This is a genomic window from Buttiauxella sp. BIGb0471, assembly GCF_024807715.1.
GTDB lineage: Bacteria > Pseudomonadota > Gammaproteobacteria > Enterobacterales > Enterobacteriaceae > Buttiauxella > Buttiauxella agrestis.
Genome location: NZ_JANUEU010000004.1, coordinates 326,435 through 347,964 on the forward strand (window position 1 = coordinate 326,435; position 21,530 = coordinate 347,964).

Annotated in this window: 17 protein-coding genes, 1 tRNA gene, 1 other RNA gene and 2 pseudogenes; 3 read left to right on the top strand and 18 right to left on the bottom strand. The window is 50.3% G+C overall.

Features of this window, described 5'->3' with window-relative positions:
- Nucleotide 1: 1 nt before the first annotated feature.
- The 9 genes and pseudogenes from bcsB to M2371_RS15385 form a co-directional block, all read right to left on the bottom strand.
- Nucleotides 2-2,398: a cellulose biosynthesis cyclic di-GMP-binding regulatory protein BcsB gene (gene bcsB, locus M2371_RS15345; RefSeq protein WP_259268096.1), complete on the bottom strand. Its 2,397-nt coding sequence runs from the start codon at nt 2,396-2,398 to the stop codon at nt 2-4.
- Nucleotides 2,395-4,515 carry a UDP-forming cellulose synthase catalytic subunit gene (gene bcsA / locus M2371_RS15350; protein ID WP_172892876.1) on the bottom strand — a complete coding sequence of 707 codons (2,121 nt, stop codon included), beginning with the start codon at nt 4,513-4,515 and terminating at the stop codon, nt 2,395-2,397. The genes bcsB and bcsA overlap by 4 nt, the downstream gene beginning before the upstream one ends.
- 19 nt (nt 4,516-4,534) lie before the next feature.
- The gene (gene bcsQ, locus M2371_RS15355; RefSeq protein ID WP_034499666.1) at nt 4,535-5,338 is read right to left on the bottom strand and encodes a cellulose biosynthesis protein BcsQ; all 804 of its coding nucleotides are present in this window, start codon (nt 5,336-5,338) and stop codon (nt 4,535-4,537) included.
- Nucleotides 5,329-5,943: a cellulose biosynthesis protein BcsO gene (gene bcsO, locus M2371_RS15360; protein ID WP_259268097.1), complete on the bottom strand. Its 615-nt coding sequence runs from the start codon at nt 5,941-5,943 to the stop codon at nt 5,329-5,331. Before bcsO ends, bcsQ begins: the two co-directional genes overlap by 10 nt.
- Before the next feature lie 550 nt (nt 5,944-6,493).
- Nucleotides 6,494-7,237 carry a Fic family protein gene (locus M2371_RS15365; RefSeq protein WP_259268098.1) on the bottom strand — a complete coding sequence of 248 codons (744 nt, stop codon included), beginning with the start codon at nt 7,235-7,237 and terminating at the stop codon, nt 6,494-6,496.
- A gap of 323 nt (nt 7,238-7,560) precedes the next feature.
- Nucleotides 7,561-7,671, bottom strand: a pseudogene (gene dppF / locus M2371_RS15370) (dipeptide ABC transporter ATP binding subunit DppF); the annotation flags it as partial.
- Between the two features lie 26 nt (nt 7,672-7,697).
- Complete coding sequence (locus M2371_RS15375) at nt 7,698-8,198, bottom strand: YbjP/YqhG family protein (RefSeq protein ID WP_259268099.1); 501 nt, start codon at nt 8,196-8,198, stop codon at nt 7,698-7,700.
- Nucleotides 8,198-8,564 (bottom strand): annotated as a pseudogene (locus tag M2371_RS15380) (hypothetical protein). The gene M2371_RS15375 and the pseudogene M2371_RS15380 overlap by 1 nt, the downstream one beginning before the upstream one ends.
- Nucleotides 8,565-8,758: 194 nt before the next feature.
- Nucleotides 8,759-9,268 (bottom strand): hypothetical protein, encoded by a 510-nt coding sequence (locus M2371_RS15385; RefSeq protein WP_259268100.1) that lies wholly within the window; start codon nt 9,266-9,268, stop codon nt 8,759-8,761.
- A 137-nt stretch (nt 9,269-9,405) separates the two neighbouring features.
- On the opposite strand from M2371_RS15385, the gene M2371_RS15390 reads away from it, so the two are divergent.
- Nucleotides 9,406-9,591, top strand: a complete 186-nt coding sequence (locus M2371_RS15390) for a type II toxin-antitoxin system HicB family antitoxin (protein ID WP_259268101.1) — start codon at nt 9,406-9,408, stop codon at nt 9,589-9,591.
- 32 nt (nt 9,592-9,623) lie between these two features.
- A complete protein-coding gene (locus M2371_RS15395; RefSeq protein WP_259268102.1) occupies nt 9,624-10,835 on the top strand; it encodes a hypothetical protein in 1,212 nt (403 codons plus the stop codon).
- Between the two features lie 69 nt (nt 10,836-10,904).
- Here the strand turns inward: M2371_RS15395 and dppF (M2371_RS15400) are convergent, their stop codons facing one another.
- From dppF (M2371_RS15400) to eptB, 8 genes are all read right to left on the bottom strand, one after another.
- Nucleotides 10,905-11,909, bottom strand: a complete 1,005-nt coding sequence (dppF, locus tag M2371_RS15400; RefSeq protein ID WP_034499679.1) for a dipeptide ABC transporter ATP-binding subunit DppF — start codon at nt 11,907-11,909, stop codon at nt 10,905-10,907.
- Nucleotides 11,906-12,889: a dipeptide ABC transporter ATP-binding protein gene (gene dppD / locus M2371_RS15405; RefSeq protein WP_034499682.1), complete on the bottom strand. Its 984-nt coding sequence runs from the start codon at nt 12,887-12,889 to the stop codon at nt 11,906-11,908. The genes dppF (M2371_RS15400) and dppD overlap by 4 nt, the downstream gene beginning before the upstream one ends.
- An 11-nt stretch (nt 12,890-12,900) precedes the next feature.
- Nucleotides 12,901-13,803 carry a dipeptide ABC transporter permease DppC gene (gene dppC / locus M2371_RS15410; RefSeq protein WP_034499686.1) on the bottom strand — a complete coding sequence of 301 codons (903 nt, stop codon included), beginning with the start codon at nt 13,801-13,803 and terminating at the stop codon, nt 12,901-12,903.
- Between the two features lie 9 nt (nt 13,804-13,812).
- The gene (gene dppB / locus M2371_RS15415; protein WP_034499688.1) at nt 13,813-14,832 is read right to left on the bottom strand and encodes a dipeptide ABC transporter permease DppB; all 1,020 of its coding nucleotides are present in this window, start codon (nt 14,830-14,832) and stop codon (nt 13,813-13,815) included.
- Nucleotides 14,833-14,998: 166 nt separating this feature from the next.
- Nucleotides 14,999-16,606, bottom strand: coding sequence for a dipeptide ABC transporter periplasmic-binding protein DppA (dppA, locus tag M2371_RS15420; protein ID WP_172892873.1), 1,608 nt, complete (start codon nt 16,604-16,606; stop codon nt 14,999-15,001).
- Between the two features lie 731 nt (nt 16,607-17,337).
- A non-coding RNA gene (locus tag M2371_RS15425) (RtT sRNA) lies at nt 17,338-17,451 on the bottom strand.
- Between the two features lie 35 nt (nt 17,452-17,486).
- A tRNA-Pro gene (locus M2371_RS15430) sits at nt 17,487-17,563 on the bottom strand.
- Nucleotides 17,564-17,663: 100 nt separating this feature from the next.
- A complete protein-coding gene (gene eptB / locus M2371_RS15435; protein WP_172892872.1) occupies nt 17,664-19,346 on the bottom strand; it encodes a kdo(2)-lipid A phosphoethanolamine 7''-transferase in 1,683 nt (560 codons plus the stop codon).
- A 276-nt stretch (nt 19,347-19,622) separates the two neighbouring features.
- Between eptB and M2371_RS15440 the strand changes: the two genes are divergently transcribed.
- A complete protein-coding gene (locus tag M2371_RS15440) occupies nt 19,623-20,207 on the top strand; it encodes an HD domain-containing protein (RefSeq protein WP_172892871.1) in 585 nt (194 codons plus the stop codon).
- Here the strand turns inward: M2371_RS15440 and M2371_RS15445 are convergent.
- Entirely contained in the window at nt 20,198-21,406 is a 1,209-nt protein-coding gene (locus tag M2371_RS15445; RefSeq protein WP_172892870.1) for an MFS transporter, read from the bottom strand. The genes M2371_RS15440 and M2371_RS15445 overlap by 10 nt on opposite strands.
- Between the last annotated feature and the right edge of the window lie 124 nt (nt 21,407-21,530).

A 21,530-nucleotide genomic window follows, 5' to 3' on the forward strand; every position in this document is an offset into this window, starting at 1 on the left:
TTTACTTACCATCATCCTGTGGATTAAGACGTTTTTGTGCGCGTTTTTTCAGTAAGGCATACAAGCTCAGGCCGATTACCGTGGCGAACAACAAACCTAAAATGGCCAGGAAGGCGGAGTGCTGGTTAGCGTACCAGACCACCATCATGTACCACGGCATTTGGCCGCTCGGGAACTGCTGGCCGACACGGAAGCTGCGAACCCCGTTTTCATCGGTAATGATCGCCGCATCGCCACGAATGCTGGCGTTGATTCGGGCCGAGCTGAGATCCGTCTGAAGCCGTGAGAGTTGTTCGTCGGTACTGCCAATCGCCATCACCACTACGCGATCGGGGTTCCACTGCGAGCGGAAACTCACAAACCCGCGCCACGCTTCGTTAGATGAGAAATAACGGTCAGCGGCGATACCCGTCGAACCCCAGTCGCCTTCTATCCAGCTTTGAATTTTTTGCCAAATTGAACGTTCACGAACGCCGAACGAATGCTCATTGCTGGTAAATGGCGACTGCGCCAGTAACGTGCGGTTGAACGCATTCTGATTGATGGTCGAAACCGCCAGCACATGGCTTTCTTCAAGGCGTTGCAAGTTCGCGCCACCGGTCGGCAGGCCGAACATCACCGCGTTGTTGTTAAGCGATGTCCCGGTCGCATTACCCGAACGTGCCGCCATATTCAGCAGGGTGCTGATTTCAGTCTCACCTGGGTTTTCAGGCAGCAGCAGAACGGTATGCGAGTAATCCGCAAAGCGGGAGAACGGGAACGAAGCACCAACGAAATAGGAGAGGTTTGGCAGCAGCGAGAAGTGGCGCGTTTTGCTCAAATCAATCCAGGAATCATCGTCGATACGGCTCTTAATGTTGTTATTAAGCAGCACGCTACACGGCGCGGTTTCTTTGGTCTGGATGTTGAAGTACAGCGACAATTGGTTGTCGCCGTAAATCAGATACGGTTGCAGCGCGAGGTTGTAATTTTCCTGACGTGCATCGCCGCCCACTTTGCGCCACAACGTTTCCAGCGCCCCCTGCTTGTTCACCGGCAGGTTGTTGAGGAACGTGCCGTTGAAGGTCATGGAAAGGTATGAGCGCTCCTCGTCTATCCAGTTTTCCGTTGGGAAGCGATAACCGATTTTCATCGGGATCGTGTCGCCATCCCACAAGAACAAATCCGGCGCGGCGCGGAAGGCAACGCTTAATGGCTCGTGCCAGATCCCCGTTGCGGTCAGGCTTTGGTCTTTGCGCATCAGTTCAGTTAAACGCACCGGGCGTTCGGTAGAAATCCAGCGCGGCGCGTCATACGCTTTGCTCACCGGAATCACCTGGTTTTCAACGGCGGTGCTGGCGGTTTGCCCGTCAAATTTACCGTGAGTTAAACGCCACGCCGCCGCGCGCAGTTGCTGATCTGAATTCCCCACCACCAACAGCAGTTTATAAACCGGGTTGCCGGGGTTATCGATGATTTGCAGCATCGGTTTTTGCGTGGCTGGTAGCGTCAGGCCGCCAATCTGGTCGCCCGGTTTACCAAACAAAATGCCGTTTTTCTCGGGCAGTTTGTCGTGCAGCGCGCTAAAGGAAATCCCACGGTAATCCGCTTCGATCCCCAACCAGGACGCCACCAGGGCCGCAGCACTCACCTGCTCAGGCAGCGTTTTAGCCGGGAAGGCAAACGCCACAGAAGCCGGAGTCATCTGCATTGAGTCAAAGAAAGGGCGCGGGAAATGGCTGAGATCAGCACCGATATTCAACTGCTGGCCTTCGAGATCCAGACGCGTGGTCGGCATGATCGTGACCTGGTATTTATCAGACAGGTCACGCAGGCACAGTAACGCATCGCCATCGTTGATTTTAAAGCTGATGTTGTTGCTCGACACCACCATCGCCGCCGGAATGTCCAGCTGGTAATTCGAGACATCGCTGTCCGCAGAACCTAGCGGCACCGTCCCCAATGGCTGACCGTTCATCATCAGCTGCAATGTGGTGTTGCGTGCCGCCATCGCCGGAGACACTTTCAGATTCAGCAGCAGTTGCGCGTTGGTGATGACCTGATCTGCGGGCAACGTAAAGTCGATCCCCGCCTGCAACTGGCCGCCACTGAGCATGATGCCGCGCGGCTGGCCCATTTGCGCCACGGTAATACTGCTGACGTTGCCCGGCGTGAAGACCGATGGCGACGACGGTGCCGGAGTCGGCTCCGCCACATGAACCGAATCTGGCATCGGTGGCGTTTGGGGCACAGGTACAGAATCGGGTGTCGCTTCTGGCGTAGTAGATGTGGCGTCCGGTGCCGGTAAATCCAGCGGAATTTGTGACTCTACCGTCGCGGTGTCTTCTGCCATAACGGGCGAGCTTAAAACACTTAACGCGAGCAATAACTGGCAAACTTTAACGGTCATCCGTTTCATGTCACGTTGTCCTCACTGGCACTTTCCATACGCTTCGCTTCTTCCTGGCGCAGACGGCGGTTTTCGCGACGTGATTTCCAGGTCAGCCAGAACAAGTCAAACACACAACGGATGATGATAAGCAGGGAACGGAACGGGTTATCCTGCGGCTTCGGTGGGTGAATCCAGGCATCAGCACGCGCCAGAACCACGCGCACCAGTTCACGGCGACGGTCGAGTGGGATCTCTTCAAATTGCAGGCGAATCGCCTGTTCGTCGTTGGCAATCACTTGCACCGGAATACTGATGGAGCCGGACTTCAGTTGCAGCTCAATTTCTTCAATTTCATCGGTGAGATGGCGATCGTCCGGCACCGCAATTCGGCAGCCGCCCATCGACAAATCGAGCGTATTACTGCGCGATGAAATCCCGCTGGCGTAGTGGATCACCACCGGGATATCGACATCAATACGAATGGTTTTACGGGTCTGACGCGTTTCACGAGCGACGGCAATCGCCGCCAGCAGGAACACCAGGCTGTATAAACCCCAGCCGACGTTGAGCGCGATAACGTTAGGATCCACGCCGAAATAGTCATGCGCACAGGCACGCACGATCCCAGCGATCACCGCGACGGCCAGTAAGACCGCAACAATCATATGCGGGCGCACGACGCTGAAATCGAAGTATCCGACGTTCAATAGCGCGCCTTTATCGGTCACGTTGAATTTGCCGCGTTTCGGGAACAGCATCGTGACGGCCGTCGGCAGAACCAGGTGGAAAGCCATCACCATGTCGTAAATCTCACCCCAGAAACTGTAGCGATAGCGCCCGTTCATGCGTGAGTTGAGGTAAATGCTCAATATCAGATGCGGAAGCGCGTAAGCAAAAATCAGACTCGCCGAGGAGTGGATGATGTTCAGGTTAAACAGCAAATACGCCAGCGGTGCAGTCACAAACGCCACGCGCGGCAAGGCGAACTGGAAATAGAGCATCGCGTTGAGATAACACAGACGCTGCTGCCATTTCAGGCCACGGCCAAATAACGGGTTATCGAGGCGGAATATTTGCGTCATGCCGCGCGCCCAGCGGGTTCGCTGAATCACGTGCAGCACCAGGCGCTCAGTCGCCAGGCCCGCCGCCAGTGGGATATCCAGGAATGCGGATTTCCAGCCAAGGCGCTGCATTTTCAACGCGGTATGCGCATCTTCGGTAACGGTTTCTACCGCAAAACCACCGATTTCTTCGAGAGCGCTACGGCGAATCACTGCGCAGGAACCACAGAAGAATGTCGCGTTCCAGTTGTCATTACCCTGCTGAATCGGGCCATAGAACAGCGCGCCTTCGTTGGGAATGTTTTTCCCGCCGGATAAGTTACGCTCGAACGGATCGGGCGAGTAGAAATAGTGCGGAGTCTGCAACAGCGCCAGTTTCGGGTCTTGCAGGAACGCACCGACGGTTGCCTGCAGGAAAATACGCGTGGCGACGTGGTCGCAGTCAAACACGCAGATCAGCTCACCTTTGGTGAGTTTCATGGCGTGGTTGAGGTTCCCGGCTTTAGCATGCGAGTTATCGTTACGCGTGATGTAACCCACGCCCGCATCTGCGGCAAACACCGCAAATTCACGCCGTTTACCATCATCGAGCAGGTAGATTTTAATCTTGTCGCGCGGGTAGTCGATACATTGCGCAGCCAGCACGGTATCGCGCACCACTTCGAGGCTTTCGTTATAACTGGGGACGTAAACATCCACCGTCGGCCAGGTCGAAGTATCATCCGGCAGCGGCACAATTCCCCGTTTTAATGGGAAAGCGGTTTGCAGATAACTCAGTAATAAAACGACCCAGATATAAAGTTCAGCTAAAAATAACCCTACGCCAAGAATGGCTTCTATTTCAGAATTAAAGTGCAGGGTTTGTGTCGCACGGAAATAAATATAACGCGTCGACATCAAAACCGAGACCAGCATCATGATTATCGAGACGCTGTGCTTTTTGCTGAAGCCTAATAAAAACAGAATCGCAAGGCTAATAAAGCCAAAGATATACTGCTTCTGGCTGTCCATAGGCGTAATGATGATCAGGACTGCTATTGGCGCTAACACCAATAGCAGTAAATAAAACAGGACCTTTTTCATAGGACATCCTGGATAAATGTCAGAAATTTGACGTTCTCAAGGCGGTGTGAACCGCACCATCACCAATTTTTATGCCGAGAATAGCTGCAACTCGTTTACTGATCAGTTCAATATCAAAAGCCGCAGCAGAAGCAGGGCTGAAATCGAATATTGATTGCTGAGAAGCATTTGCTTCAGCCACACTTTCGTCACGGTTAATAACACCAAGCAGACGATCGCCAAGATGCTGCTGCATAAATGCGGTGACGTCGCGGCTTATATGACGGCGGTTATCGCTCTGGTTGAGAACAAAATAATATCCCGCTTTATTATTTAACGGCTCGCCAATCAAACGATGGTTTTCAATATGTGGCAACAGCGAAAGCGAAGCGGTGTCCGCCAGCATCGTCACAAGATGCAAATCAGCCAGGCGCGATACGGCCTTCAGCGCCGGGTTCGGCCCAGGTGGGAAATCGGCGATAATCACCAAGCCGGGATAGTTAAGCAATGTGCTTAATCCGCGCATCAGGAAGTGGCTGTCGGTTGCCAGAAGATGCTCAAACTCAAGACGCTGATCTTCCGTGACATCGCCATACGGCAACACAAACATATTGCTGCCAGCGGTTAAAACTGACTGGCTCCAGTCTGCCGATTCAATCGCTTTTGTGACATAACCCCGTCCATCAGACAACGGCACGCCAAAGTGCAGGCGCAGCGCATTTTGCACATCAAAATCAATGGCTAAAACCTTGCTACCCGCACGCGCGAGCGCATACGCCAGATTGGCAGTAACCGTGGTTTTCCCTACTCCGCCTTTTGGCGAGCAAACACACACTAGCGGCATGACGCAATCATCTCCAGCAACGGTTGCAGCGGTAAGTCTTTGGCGGGATGACTCCGCGCCGTATTCCCTTTGGCGGCGAACAGTTTGTCAAAACGCACGGGTTCGGTTGTTACCGGTGCAGAGGCCTGCGGTGCTGATACCACAGCAGGTTTCACGGTGTCTTTTACGGGTTCTGGAATAGGGTGCGGAATCGGCTCGACAGCCGCTTCTGGCGCGGTGGCGACCGGTGCCAGTTGTTCAAACAGAGTTGCGGTGGTGTGCTGCGTTTGCCCAGGTTGAAAAGCCGCAGTTTTAGTTTCGGGCAGTGCACTTTGCAGGCTATCCAGAATAGACCCTTGCGCCGCCGTACTCGAGATGGGTTGAGCGGCTAACGGCCTGAAATGGCTGGCATCAAACTCATCCGCCTTCACAGCCTGGGGTGCTGGCACCGCAATGCTTCCGGCATGAGACAACACGGAGTCGTCATCTCCAGTATTCATTAACTGCTTGATGATGGCCCAATTACTGGTATCTGAGTGTTTGTTTTGCGCCGACATATCCTTGAATTCGATAGCGCCTGTGCGGGTCTTATCCTTGAATCGCTGTAAATCATCATAATTTTTCATTGCGACACTCATGATTTATAGGACATGCGTTTTAGAGATGTGAATTGATTCAAAGTTTATACCAATACTCTTAGGAAGGCCTTTCCAGTCATTAATTAGTGTTATTGACTTCATAAATCATTATTAATTGCGGTGGGTTATCATCACTATTTTTATTATTGTTTTTGCAGATAAAACAACGGCATTTCAAGCCAATATATAGGCAGCAGCGGCCTTTTCTCCATCTTTTTTTCTTATCAATACCCATCTAAGCATGAAGATGATTAGATTTGTAATTAAGCGCTATTTAATACTAACCATCAAAAGGTAGCAGCTTTTGTTTGTGATTTCACACACATAAATAGAATTTGGCCAAGTTGAATATTTCGCGGATAAAATTAACATTAAATTTGAGGTTTATATTTCCATGGGGTTTGTGTGGCAAATAGCACCTGGAAAAGTAAAAAGTTGTTTTGGTATTTAGGTGGTGAATATATTGGGGTGCAAAGAAGAGTTTTATTCCTAATGTCGCGACCGCCAAACACCCAGGTCGCGACTAAATTTAAAACGATCAGGTACGACGACAACTATTGAGGAATACCAACATTTCCGTCGCGTCTTTACTGACATAGAAGCTCACCATTTTGTCGTTAAACTCTTGAGCTCTCGCGGCTGGAACGCTTATCGGATCATATCCATGCTTCATTAACCAGCCGTTCATCATATGGCGACTGGTGCGTTTGTTACCGTCAAAAAAGAACTGCTGTAATGCACCGAAAAGAAACATCGTTAATGCTCCTTCAAATGGCGGCAATGTCTTTATAAATTCCACACCTTCAGAATAGACACGGTTTAATTCAGGAGCACCCGTTAACGTCGGCAATGGGCGGTGCTCGCCTTGCTCACCTAAAGCAACGTAAGGAGAATAACTCGTCTCTTCGCCTTCGCCGCGAAACACTCCCCATTCAAGTGCTTCATTACGAGCAACGATGCTATGCAAAAGAGTGATTGTTGGCTTATCCAGGTCGAAGCGTTCTGCCTTAACTAATTCCACCAACTTTTTACTGCTGTCGGCAAGATTCGTGACCTGCTCGGCATCGGATAACTTATGTCCTCCGACGGTGACACCGTCCAGAAGTGTTTGCACTTCAACAAACGTGAACGGGTTATTTTCCAGCTTTGCAGCGTCCCACACGAATGAGGTTAACTGTTGCAGATAAATAGCCAATGCCCGACGTATAGTACCCGGATTAACCTGCGGTAATACGCTGGAATCCCAGCTAAACCCAAGCGGAGTGGAATTTTGTGTGTTCAAGGGGTGCTCCTTCGTGTCTCTCGGCTTGTAATCTACATCAGCGAGGCTGGGGATACAAAAATGAAGCATGGGAGTGTGGTGAAGGCGGATGACGCAAGCTTATCCGCCCTACGAAAACTTAGTGGATGCCAGGCACTGCCTCGCCGCCGATCATCACCAGTCCGGATTCGATTCGCACGAAGCGCGGTGCTTTTAAGAAGAAAGGGATCGAGCCGAAGGGTTAAGCATTGGTCGCCCTCATCCCAACCTTCTCCCCCAGGAGAAGGAGAAAACAGTTTTATCCCCTCTCCCGGGGGAGAGGGTTAGGGTGAGGGCGTTCTGAATTACCGAATTTCCCCGTTCTCATCCTGATCAACAGCAAAACACGCCACCAGCTGGCCACCATACTCTTTGAGCTGCGGTTGCAACTGCGTGCACGGCCCAAAGCGGCGGCGGGATTATTCATCCTACGACTATTTTTTTAGTCGTTTATCGTTGCAGCATAAGCCCTGGCTGCAGCGATTGCTTTATCGTCGAAAATATCTTGTTCATACCCATCCCCAGCCCTTACGCGGTAAATCTTCCATTTACCCTCTTCGAGCCGCAGATACACTTTCAGTGGATAACTTTTCCCACCCTCGCAACCCAGCCGCACTTCAAGAGCCTCCCCCCCCATATAGTCCTGGGACTTACCAATTTTTAGACCAGCCATCCACTCCGGCGCATAATCCTGGGCGTATGTGAAATAGTCTGCGCCAATGATCTCCTGCTCATAGATAGACATAACTTCTTTTAGTCTGAGTCGCGTGTCATTTGCCACAAAATCACGCATCTGGGCTGAATCAAGATCGTCCTGGTGATTATTACTGACAAAGGCATTCAGATAGAAAAGGTAGAATTGCTCCACTCGATTTTCAGGCGATTCAATATGAGCAGTGCAACTCGCCAAAGTCATGCAAAAAATCAGCAAAAGAGCGCGCATTAGTTTTTCCTGTAAATTTTATGAGCAGGGCGAGCTGAACGATAACCCGGCCCGGCCCACATATCACGCTGCCGGAAGTCGGAATACCAGTTAGTACCATCAAAAATTGCCATATGCCCACTAGGATTACCTCCAGTATAGGGTTGTATAATTACTACATCCCCTTCTCTTAGGTTTTCGCCCTGGCCAATGGTGAAATCCGGCAGCCTCTAAAACTGAGCCATAGTCTTTTGCATGCCGAGTATTACTAATTCCCCCACCACCTGCATTGATTGCTATACGCGTAAACTCAGCGCAACGACTATGCGAAGAACTGCCAGCATGTTGGCGTGCGTAAGTTGCAGCAGCGTGTTTATCCCATCCCATAAAAAATCCTTTTTGGAAGCAGTGCGGAATGGATAATAAACCACTGAAATTGAGCAGATTTGTTGCGTAACGTGCCATCGATAAAATGTATGAAAGCATTAAAAAATCACCCAAATATGAATTAACATGATTTGGGTTGTAACGGATGAGATTTTACGGATGGATTGCACAAAGCTTATCCATGCAATGAAAATCTAGTGAATACCCGGCACTGCCTCGCCGCCGATCATCACCAATCCGGATTCAGTTCGCATAAAGCGCGGTGCTTTTAAATCTTCCGCCAACACATTGACCATCTCAAACAGCATTCCGGTAATCTTTTCCACCTGCTCCGGCGATTCCTGCTGATTCAAAAGCAGCATGGTGAGTGACGCGCAGTATTCGCATAAGGTTTCTGAATCGGTGGAAAGTGGGCACCGGTAGTCGTCTGGTTTTGTCATGTCTGTTGTCAGACTTTCGATGAAGTATTCCGGCAATGGGGATTTTAAAGTGAATTTCAGGACGTTTAATCCAGCCAGTAACCGCCCACATAGCGCCATGCATTCAACGTGATTATCGTTTTCTATCAACCCATCAACATATCGCTGGCATTGATTGAGCAACTGGAAGAGATCGTGGGTTGCACCCAGCGGCGTTTTTAACAATGTGGTGATTGCAGGCTCGATTTCAGGGCGAGCGAATGTGTTACTATCGGCGTTAGCCATAGCGTTACTCCTTAACAGTTAACGTTTGTGGTTAGCCCTCGTCTGGTACGCCAATACCTGGCGGGGGCGATCTTTTCAGGTTTCCCTATATAATGGTACGTACCTGAATAGCTCTTATTATGCTTGGAGGTACGTACATGTCAACGATAAAAAAAGACTCAATTCAGTCCAAATTCGGTAAATCTCCAACATTTCAGATCCGCATCACACCAGAGCTGAAATCTCAATTTGAAATTGCAGCGAAAGAGGCTGGAATGAGTTTGGGAAATTGGTTGAAAACACTTGGGCGACAAGAGTTGGAGCGTTTATCTCAAAAACAATGATATTAAATTGAATTTTGACACGAGGTTTTTACATGGAAAGTAATTTTATTACCGCACCTGAAAAAAATAGTTTTCCTTTGGTGAAAGCAGTTTTGAGTTTTACCCCAATATATTTTTTTACTAGTTGTTATGTCATTTGGTTTTATCTAAATGAGTTAGGCAGGCTCAGTTTATTTACCACATCACTGCAAAATAAATATTATTTATTTGCATCTCTTATTTCCTTCATATTGTTATCCATTTCATTCTCAATAATTACATTCATACCAAGCATGCTACTATGTCAATTATACTTTTCTTTCCAAACATCTAGCTTTAACAAAGTATTAAACGTAAAAAGAATACCATTAATAGCTATCGCCTCCTCACTTTCAACACTAATTTTTCTATCTGTTATTTCATGGTTAGATTACATACCGATATTAATTAAAGATTACACATTCATAATTCTATTTACTTCTTTATGTATAATTTCATTTACCCTTACCCATTTAATCTCGACTAAAAAAAATAAACCTCATTATTTTTACTCAAAAAACAACTGGGTAAAGCGCCAGTACTTCTGTAAAGAGAGGGTCGCAACCATATTTATGGTTGCATTTTCCGGAGCAACAGTAGTTTTCCCTTTATCTCTTATATTTAAGTTTGGAAGCGCGTATACAACTCGCGGGGTATTATATGCACTTGTATTGTCTGCTTTAATATCTATACTGTCACTGATGCCTGCTGTATTTCTTTATTCTTCATCAATGGCAGGAACATCTATATTTAAAAAACTCAGAGCTATGTTAATCACTTCTACAACTATTTTCATCTTTGTTTTATTCTTAATGCCAAATTTAGTAAGTCTTATTTGCTTCGGAGCATTTAAAAACATAGGGATTATAGATGAAACGCAACATATATATGTAATAGCTAAACCATATTATTCTCCTTCTATGTTCCCATCCCCCGTATGGACACATATAGAAGGAGATGACGCCGAAAGATTTTATTTGAAAGGGACTAGTCTTTTCTCCTTAGGTGAATCTGTTTTGCTGTGCCCCGAATTTGTTGTCGAAACTAAAAATAAATTTTTGAAAAAGAATTTTGACAAAATTTTTGGAGATAATGATCTTTCATTGCAACATCTAAAAACTGTAGCGAGAAGTTGTGTTCCGGTGAAAAAAGAGCATATTGCACAATGGGATACGATTCAAGATACGGGCAATAAATTAAATAGTTATTCATTCCAAATGAAATAGCATTATCAACCGAAGCGTATTTTATTGTCTCAGGCCTTCCTATGACAAAAGAAGGCCTGAAACAAAACGCTACCGAATTTCCCCGTTCTCATCCTGATCAACAGCGAAACACGCCACCAGTTGGCCACCGTACTCTTTAAGCTGCGGTTGCAACTGCGTGCACGGCCCAAAGCGACGGCGGCAGCGGGCGTTGAACGCGCAACCCGGAGGTGGGTTCAGCGGGCTTGGCAGCTCGCCGGTGAGTTTGATGCGCTCGCGGCGATCGTCTGGATTCAGGCGTGGTGTGGCAGATAACAGCGCCTGCGTGTACGGGTGACGCGGGTTTGAGAAGATCTGATCTTTCGTCCCTTTCTCTACACAGCGCCCCAGATACATCACCATCACTTCGTCGGCGATGTGTTCCACCACGGACAGGTCGTGGGAGATAAACACATACGACAGCCCCATTTCCTGCTGCAAATCCATCATCAGGTTCAGAACCTGCGCACGCACGGAAACGTCGAGTGCGGATACCGGTTCATCGGCGATCACCACGTCCGGGTCGAGCATCAAGCCACGGGCGATAGCAATACGCTGGCGCTGGCCGCCGGAGAACATATGCGGGTAGCGATCGTAATGCTCGGTTTTCAGGCCAACTTTCGCCATCATCGCCAGCGCTTTTTCACGGCGCTCGGCTTTGCTCAGGCTGGTGTTGATTTGCAGCGGCTCTTCAAGAATTTGCCCCACTTTTTTACGCGGATTCAGAGAGCCGTACGGGTTCTGGAACACGATCTGGATTTTCTGGCGACGCAGCTTTTCGGCGGTTTCGTCAGGCTTGAGCAGATCCTGGCCCTGATAGTAAAGCTCACCGCCGGTCGGGATTTCAATCATCGTCAGCAGGCGGCCCAGCGTGGATTTACCACAGCCAGATTCACCCACTACCGCCAGCGTTTTGCCACGTTCGAGTTCAAACGATACGCCGTCCAGCGCTTTCACCAGGCGTTCCTGACCGAAAATGCCTTTCTTCACCGGATAGTGTTTTTTCAGATCGATGGCCTGCAACAGAGGTTGCGCAGTGGCCTTTTCGGTACTCATAGCGTTGGCCTCCCGGCATCATCGAGTGGATAGTGGCATTTGGACTGACGCCCGTTATCCACCATGTTCAGTTCTGGTTCTTCCGTGCGACATTTGTCGGTCGCATACGGGCAGCGTGGATTGAGCAGGCAGCCGTTCGGGCGGTCGTATTTGCCCGGAACCACACCCGGCAGTGAAGCCAGGCGTGCTTTATCCTGCGCAAACTCAGGCAGCGCACGCAGCAGCGCCTGGGTGTACGGGTGGCGTGGCGCACGGAAGATATCGTGCGAAGCCCCCGTTTCCACTACCTGGCCTGCGTACATCACGATGATTTTGTGCGCCGCTTCAGCCACCAGCGCGAGGTCATGGGTGATAAGAATCAGCGCCATGTTCTCTTTTTGCTGAAGTTCCAGTAACAGCTCAATGATTTGCGCCTGGATGGTCACGTCCAACGCGGTAGTCGGTTCGTCGGCAATCAATAGCTTAGGGCGACAGGCAATCGCCATTGCGATCATCACGCGCTGGCTCATACCGCCGGAAAGCTGGTGCGGGTAAACGTCCAGACGCGAAGACGCATCGGGAATGCCCACCAGGTTAAGCAGGTCGACAGCACGCTGACGACGGGTACTTTTGTTGCCGCCCTGGTGCACTTTGATGGCTTCCATAATCTGGAAACCAACGGTGTAGCAAGGGTTGAGGCTGGTCATCGGGTCCTGGAAGATCATCGCCACTTCGGCGCCGACCAGGTTACGACGCTCTTTCTCAGAAATCTTTTGCAGATCCTGGCCGTTAAATTCCAGTTTTTCCGCCATTACGCGGCCTGGGTAATCAATCAACCCCATAATCGCCAGCGAGCTGACGGATTTACCGGAACCAGATTCACCCACAATACCGACAACTTCGCCCTGATTTACGCTGTAACTCACGCGGTCTACGGCACGGAATGGTGTCTTTTCGTCGCCGAAATGCACCGATAATTTATTTACATTCAATAACGCCATTACGTAGCCCTTTACTGCTTGAGTTTAGGATCGAGCGCGTCACGCAGCCCGTCACCCATCAGGTTAAATGCCAGCACCGTCAGCAGGATGGCGACACCAGGGAAGGTGACCACCCACCAGGCACTTTGGGCGAACTGCAACACATCGGAGAGCATGGTGCCCCATTCCGGTGTTGGCGGTTGCGCACCCATGCCGAGGAAGCCGAGAGCGGCCATATCGAGAATGGCGTTAGAGAAGCCAAGAGAAGCCTGCACGATAAGCGGTGCGAGACAGTTTGGCAGAATGTTGATGAACATCTGGCGCATCGGGCTTGCCCCCGCCACACGAGAGGCCGTCACATAATCACGATGCACTTCCACCAGCACCGCACCGCGCGTCAGTCGCACATAGTGCGGAAGTGCTACGAAGGTAAGCGCCAACGAAGCGTTGACTATCGACGGGCCAAAAATGGCCACCAGTACCAGCGCTAACAGCAGGCTTGGCAGAGCCAGCATGATATCGACAACACGCATGATGATGTTGTCGATAAGGCCGCCGAAGTAGCCCGCAACCAGGCCAAGAATCACGCCCATGACCAGCGACAGCACCACCACCAGGCAGCCGACCAGCAGCGACAAACGTGCGCCGTACATCAGGCGAGCCATGATGTCGCGGCCAACGTCATCAGTGCCGAGGATAAACTGCCAGCTTCCGCCTTCTTGCCACACTGGCGGGTTCAGCAGTGAATCACGGAACTGTTCTGCCGGGCCGTGCGGCGCGAGAACGTTAGCGAAAATAGCGATCAAAATCATGGCGGTGACATACACCAGGCCGACGACCGCCCCTTTGTTACGTTTAAAGTAGTGCCAGAATTCCTGGAATGGCGTCATTGGAACTGGCGCCGCTACCATTTTGTTTTCAGTTACTTGCGTCATGATGGCCCCTTATTTCTTATGGCGTATACGCGGGTTCACCACGCCGTACAGTAAGTCGACGATCAGGTTCACGAGGATAATCATCGTCGCGACCAACAATACGCCGCCCTGTACTACCGGGTAGTCACGACGTTGCAATGCATCAATCAACCAGCGGCCAAGGCCCGGCCAGGAGAAGATAGTTTCCGTCAGAATCGCACCCGCCAGCAACGTACCGACCTGCAGGCCGATAACGGTGACGACAGGCAACATGGCGTTGCGCAGAGCATGAACCACGATAACGCGCATGCGGGTCAACCCTTTAGCGCGAGCGGTACGGATGTAATCTTCGCCGAGCACTTCGAGCATGGACGAGCGGGTCATACGCACGATAACAGCCAGCGGAATCGTGCCGAGCACCACGGCTGGCAGCACCATATGCGCCATCGCATCGATGAAGTCGCCCGGCTCACCCCATATCGCGGTGTCTATCAGCATGAAGCCGGTGAGCGGCAAGGTGTCGTCGAGGAACACCGTGTCGCTGACACGCCCGGAGACGGGGGTGAGGTTCCAGTAGACGGAAACCAGCATGATTAACATCATACCCCACCAGAAAATAGGCATGGAGTAGCCGGTCAGCGCGAGGCCTACCGCAGTGTGGTCGAACACAGAACCGCGTTTAACCGCAGCCAAAACGCCAACCGGAATGCCCACGGCAACGGCGAACATCATCGCGCAAACGCCAAGTTCCATGGTCGCTTTAAAGCGCGGCACGAACTCGTCCCAGACCGGGAGACGACTTTTTAACGAAATGCCCAGGTCGCCGTGCATCACACCCCAAATGTAATGGAGGTATTGCTGCCACAATGGCTTGTCGAGGCCAAGTTCGGCCAACAACTGAGCATGACGTTCAGGAGAGATACCGCGCTCGCCCACCATAATCATCACCGGGTCACCGGGAATCATATGTACGAAAGCGAAGGTAAGAAGGGTAATACCGATAAACGTGGGGATGACTAATCCCAGACGTCGGAGGATGAACTGCAACATAACCCGTATTCTCTGTAGTGACCAAGAGCCTGGTGACTCTTCGTCTGTATTGCTCACATATCAAAAGACACCGCCCTCACCCTGGCCCTCTCCCTGAGGGAGAGGGGATTTTACGCCTTCTCCTGGGGGAGAAGGTCGGGATGAGGGCGGGCTTAAAGTCAGAAAATTATTCTACTGACACGTTCTCGAAGTGGTGTTTGCCCAATGGGTCAACCACGTAACCTTTCACTTCTTTGCGTACTGGCTCGTATACCGTGGAGTGAGCAACGATCAGCGCCGGAGCCTGGTCATGCATCACGACCTGAGCTTGTTTGTACAGCTCGATACGTTTGTTGTGATCATCAGTCGCGCGCGCAGGTTGAATCAGGTCTTCAAACGGCTTGTAGCACCAGCGAGAGTAGTTAGAACCGTCTTTCGCCGCAGCACAGCTGAACAGGGTAGCGAAGAAGTTGTCCGGATCCCCATTGTCGCCAGTCCAACCCATCATGACAGCCTGGTGCTCACCCGCTTTGGCGCGCTTCAGATACTCGCCCCACTCGTAGGTGACGATTTTGGCGGTCACGCCGACTTTCGCCCAGTCAGCCTGAATCATCTCAGCCATGCGGCGAGCGTTCGGGTTGTACGGACGTTGTACTGGCATTGCCCACAGGTCAACGGTGAAGCCGTCAGCGTGGCCGGATTCTTTCAGCAGCGCTTTTGCTTTCTCAGGATCGTAGGTGTAATCCTTCACGTCATCGTTGTAGCCCCACATGGTTGGTGGGATCAGGTTTTTAGCCGCAGTGCCTGCGCCCTGATAAACCGCTTTAATGATCGCTTCTTTGTTCACCGCGTAAGTCAGCGCCTGACGCACTTTCACGTCATCAAACGGTTTCTTCTCGGTGTTGAAGGACAAGTAACCCACGTTCAGGCCAGCCTGTTCCATCAGATTGATGTTCTTATCTTGCTTCATGCGAGCGATGTCAGCCGGGTTTGGATACGGCATAACCTGGCACTCGTTTTTCTGCAATTTAGCGTAACGCACGGATGCATCAGGAGTGATGGAGAAGACCAGGCGGTCGATCTGCGGCTTGGTGCCCCAGTAGCCCGGGAACGCTTTGTAGAGAATGCGGGAGTCTTTCTGGTATTGCAGCAGCTGGAACGGACCGGTACCGATTGGGTTCAGGTCAGTTTTTTCCGGCGTACCGGCTTTCATCATATTGTCAGCGTATTCTTTGGACAGAATAGATGCGAAGTCCATCGCGAGGTCTGCCAGGAATGGTGCTTCTGGACGCGCCAGTACGAACTGAACGGTTTTATCGTCCACTTTCTTAATTTCGGTGATCAGGTCAGGCAAGCCCATGCCTTCAAAGTATTCGTAGCTGCCGCCAGAAACTTTGTGGTACGGGTTGTTTGCATTTTTCTGACGATCGAACGAGAACACGACGTCATCAGCATTCAGATCGCGTGTTGGTTTGAAATCTTTATTATCCTGCCACTTCACGCCCTGACGCAGGTGGAAGGTATACGTTTTACCGTCTTCGCTCACTTCCCACTTTTCAGCAAGGCCTGGAACGATTTCAGTGGTGCCCGTTTTGAATTCGACAAGACGGTTATAGATTGGCACTGAGCTGGCATCGTACGTGGTACCAGAGGTGAACAGCTGCGGGTTAAAACCTTCTGGGGAACCTTCTGAGCAATAAACCAGTGTTTTTGCCTGAACGCTTGCTGCTACGGTCAGTGCCACCAGGCTCAGACCAAATTTCAGCATCCCTGACTTCTTCAAGGAAAGACTCATTCTTCTGCTCCATTGTGATGTTCCCTTTTATTTTCCGGTTACAGCGTTATGGGCTGCTTCAGGAAATTGTTAAGGGACATTTGTCGTGTTGTTTTTTTTCCGTTAGACCTTTGTTATTTGTGTGCGGTCCGTTCGGTGTGCCCGGAGGCGGAAGTGAGGCCAGGGATTCCTTTCGTCAGACTAGCTGTGTGATAGTGCGGACTGTCCATAAATTGCCCCTCACGCCCTACAATCTGTCAATAGATGAGTTAAACGTCAATATAGGTAACGGGGATTTACAACCGAGGTGAGAATTGGCGAACAAAGTTTAAAAAAAGCCTGCCGTACCATTTCCAGCAGGGAAATTTATGCTACGGGGTTGTTACCAGAATATTACACTGCTTAATTTGCAACCGATAGCGGTAATCGGTTGCGCGATTTTTGAAAAATTTCTTGTCATATGCTGATTATCTGAACGATTCATTTTGTGATCTAAGTCTCTCACAGCGAATCATGCTGGTCTGAAACATAAGCAACGGGGTATTAGTCCGCTATTTTCCATAACAAAATACGATGGAATGTGTCACAAAATAATATAAAGGCAGGCGTTGCGCGATGAAGCGGATATTTTGGCAAGATTACGGTATTCGACATCAACTAATTTGCCGGATGACGCTGGCGCTTATCCGACCTACAAGTTCATAAACTCAAGATGCAAAAAGGCCAACCCGAAGGTTGGCCTTTTCTAAATTTGGTCGGCGAGAGAGGATTATTCCCCTTCGGGCCGTTGCTAAAGCAACGTTGTCTCGCTGCGCTCGGCTCAAACCTCCTTCGGAGATTCTCATCCTCTTTAAACTACAGATGCAAAAAGGCCAACCCGAAGGTTGGCCTTTTCTAAATTTGGTCGGCGAGAGAGGATTCGAACCTCCGACCCACTGGTCCCAAACCAGTTGCGCTACCAAGCTGCGCTACTCGCCGAATGCGGAGCGCATAGTACTGCGCACCGTTTTAGCCGTCAATCCCTGAAAGTAAAAATCACGTCCGTTTGTTTTAAAATCCAGCATTTGTAGCGAAATGGTTACTTCGCGGCCGTCTTTGGCACATGGCACCAGTTGTTATTCTGGTTAATACCGCCGTCTGGTGAGGTATAGCCCAGGCAACCCATAATGGTGTCATACAATTCCACGTGGCGATGCGGCACTTTCATTTTTGCCTGTTCTTGCATGTGGGCAAACTCGCGCGCGCGGTCTGGGTTTTCCAGGTATTTATCAGACGCCCAAACTAACAGCGGCACACGGAACTGCTCTGGTGGTGCCATTTTACGCGGCGTACCGTGCAGATGTTTGTGCTCATCAATGGACTCACCGTGGTCAGCGGCATAGAAAATAATTGCCCGCTTGTCGCGCAACTGGTCAATAACACGCTCGAGCACGGAGTCGGTATACAGCACCGTATTATCGTAGGCGTTAATCAACTGCTCTTTGCTGCACTCGTTAGCAATGCTGACACACTCTGGCGTCCACTTCGCATAGCTACGTGGATAACGTTGCACATACGAGAAGTGCGAGCCTTTGGTATGCAGGATAATCAAATGCTTGCCTTTGGGATGCTGATCAACGGAAAGCTTCATCTCCTCCATCAGCAGCATGTCATCGACTTGTTTGCCACTGTTACGCGGCTCGGCAGCAATTTGCTCACGATATGAGAAGTTATCTGCCATCGTGTTGCCGTAAAACCACACTTCACTTTGCATCGCAAAAAGGTTTGATGAGAAGCCCAACTGTTTGAGCACAGCAAAAACGTTTTGCTCTTTTAACGTACGCTGCGGGTTGTCTTCCGCCCCACCTTCACGCACAAACATGCAGCGCAGCGAAAGCTTTGTGGCGGTATCACAAGATTCGCCTCTGAATGCGACCAGGTTTTTCTCTTTAGCCAGTTTCGGTGTTGTATCTCGCCCGTAGCCTAAAATCCCCATGTGATCCCAGCGAGTGGTTTCGCCAATCACAAACACCACGTAGGTATCATCCAGCTCTTTTGGCGCAACATAAGTGAACTGTTTTACCGGGTTCATCAAAGAGCGATTATCGGTGGACTCATCGGCTTGCGCCCAGGCATACAACCCTAATGCTGAAACCCAGTTAGAGGGTAAATAGGAGTTGGCCACCACACCGCCATAGCTTGGCATATCTACGGTCGTGCGCCTTTCTGAATTCTTTTGTTGTTTGCCCAGTAAATTGAGCGGCGCCCACACCATTAGCCCGGCGAGCAGCACAATAGCGACATTTTTAAAGCGCTGGCCAGGGGTTTTGAGCTGCTTAAGAAGCGTATCGCTTGCGGCGTTAGTCCAGATAAGTACCAACGGTACGGCGCTTATCAGAATGAGCCATAATACGAACTGATAGCCGACAATCTCTTTCGAAAGGTCGATATCGGTAGTCATCACCGAGGCAATAATCCCGTAGCCGATAACCACATTGAGTAGCGTCATGTAGTAGCTTGCGGCGACAGAGCACAGCACCACTAGCGTCGATAATATGCGCCAGGCGGTGCGCCCAAACAGCGATAACATGCGGAATAAAAAGAAAGTGACCAGTACGCAAGCCACCACTTCCGCCACCATATAAATACCTGACAGACCATTAAAGTTCTGAACAAATCCCTCAAAACGATGGTAAAAAACTGACAGGTTTAAAAACAGGCCGATGTAGACCGCTAACAGAAAACTGAGCTTCTGCTGCGTCATCGATTTAACGTAGTTCATGCAGGGTGTCCGAAAATAAAGCGCAAAAAGAAAAAGTTATAAGCATCACTCAGACTCCACATTACCTGGAAAATTCTGAGCAATAAAAAATAGTGTCTGAATCAGGACGATTCTTAGCCGATTTAGCGCGGATTAGTAGAACATAGGGAAGGTCAAAAGTATCGGCAAAAAGCGTGATCTGGCCCGTTGTTTACACAACTTGAAGCCGAACGGCTGAATACGCCGCAACGATGTTATAAGCATATTAAATAATGTTGTTAATGCTGAGGGAAAAACATGCAATCGTTGGAAGAACGCGCCCGTCGGTATGCAACAAAGGCACATGCGGCTTGCGATCAGCGCCGCAAATATACGCTTGAGCCATATATTGTCCATCCAGCCGCCGTGGTTGAGCTGGTCAGGGGAGTTTGCCCTGTTGAAGAGGTGCTCGCAGCGGCCTGGCTACACGATACGGTGGAAGACACCGGCTCCACGATACTTGATATTGAAGAGCACTTTGGCCCCGACGTCGCAGCGCTTGTCGCCATGGTCACCAACCCGGAACAACTCCCCGGCACCAACCGCATGCATCGCAAGCGTGCCCATTTCCTGCACACCGCCAATGCCAGCGGTGAAGCGCAAACCATTAAGCTCGCTGACATCATTGATAATACCCGTGAGATTTTGCGCTACGACCCGCATTTTGCGCGTGTCTATTTAATCGAGAAACGGATTCAGTTGGCGGGATTACAACGGGGAAATGAGTTCCTGAGAGGTCAGGCCGAGAACATTATTGAGCAGGGTATTTCACAATTAATGATGCCGCCGTATAACGTCCCGGCGGCATGGTTTGCGGCATTAATGACTCGCTATCAAGCGTGAGCGTGGACTTTCTGCAAAACTTCTCGCGCTGGCTGGCGGATGGTAGTGGAAATCGCCAGAGACAAAATCAGCAGGGCGAAGATGACGCAGAAGGTCACATAGAAACCGCCGAAGATAGACGCGATAATCGAACCGCAAATGCTGCCGATACCGAAGCCTAAGTAAATCACACCGTAGTTTTTAGTCAGGTTATTCAGACCAAAGAACTCACTTACCAGTGAAGGGTAAACGGTGATAGTGCCGCCGAAGTTAAATGCCACACAGGCAATCGCTGCAAAGAAAGTCGCTTCGTTAAGAGGGGCGAACAACAGCGCTGCCATGCCCACCAAAGAAATAACCTGGCCGATGGTAATAACACGGATACGGGCAATTTTGTCGGACAGAATACCCAGCACCAGGCGGCCGCTCAGGTTAGCAATCGCGATAACCGTTACCGCATTCGCCGCAGACTCAGCGGTTAAATGCACCATGCCTTGCGCAATATCTTTCGCCACACCAATCACATACAGGCCACTCATGCAGGCGGTCAGGAACATTACTGCCAGCATCCAGTACTGCGGTTTACGCATAGATTCTGCCAGGGTGTAGTCCTTTTCAGCTACACCGTTTGCGGATTTCACTTCCTGCAATGGCGCATCTTTCATCAGCATGGAACCCAGCAGAATCATCACCATCGCCAGACCACCCCAAATCATGAAGGTACTTTCCAGGCCGACGGTTGCCAGCAAATGGCTGTCGATATATTTGAAGCCCAGGCTGCCGAGACCGTAAGAACCAATGGCAAATGCAGAAATCAGACCTTTACGTTCCGGGAACCATTTCACGCAGTTGGAAAGGGTCAGCAGATAACCCGCGCCGTCGGCCAGGCCGACCAGCACACCAGCGCTGAGCCACAGCATCAACAAGTTATTGGAGTGAGCGGTAAGGAAGAAACCGACACCCAGCAACACACCCGCCGCCATGGTGACTTTGCGGACACCAAAGCGTTCCTGCAATTTGCCCGCAACAGAGGAGGAAATCGCCAGACCCAGGCTTAATAAACCGAAGGAGAACGCGACCTGGCTGATTGGCTCATCCAGTTTTTGCGAAAGCGCGCTGTTAAACAGGCTCCAGGTATAAACGGAACCCAGGGCAAACTGGGTAATAATGGTGCCGATCAGAGTTAACCAGCGAGTACGGTTGTAGGAGGCATTATTCATGGCAGATGTCCGCAAAATTTAAGAGAAATCTTCTGCTGCCAAGAGTAACGAAGTGCATTTTATTCCAGGAGAAAAAGGCATGAGTTGCACTCAAGCCGGAATGAAATGCATCTGAGAGGGTATG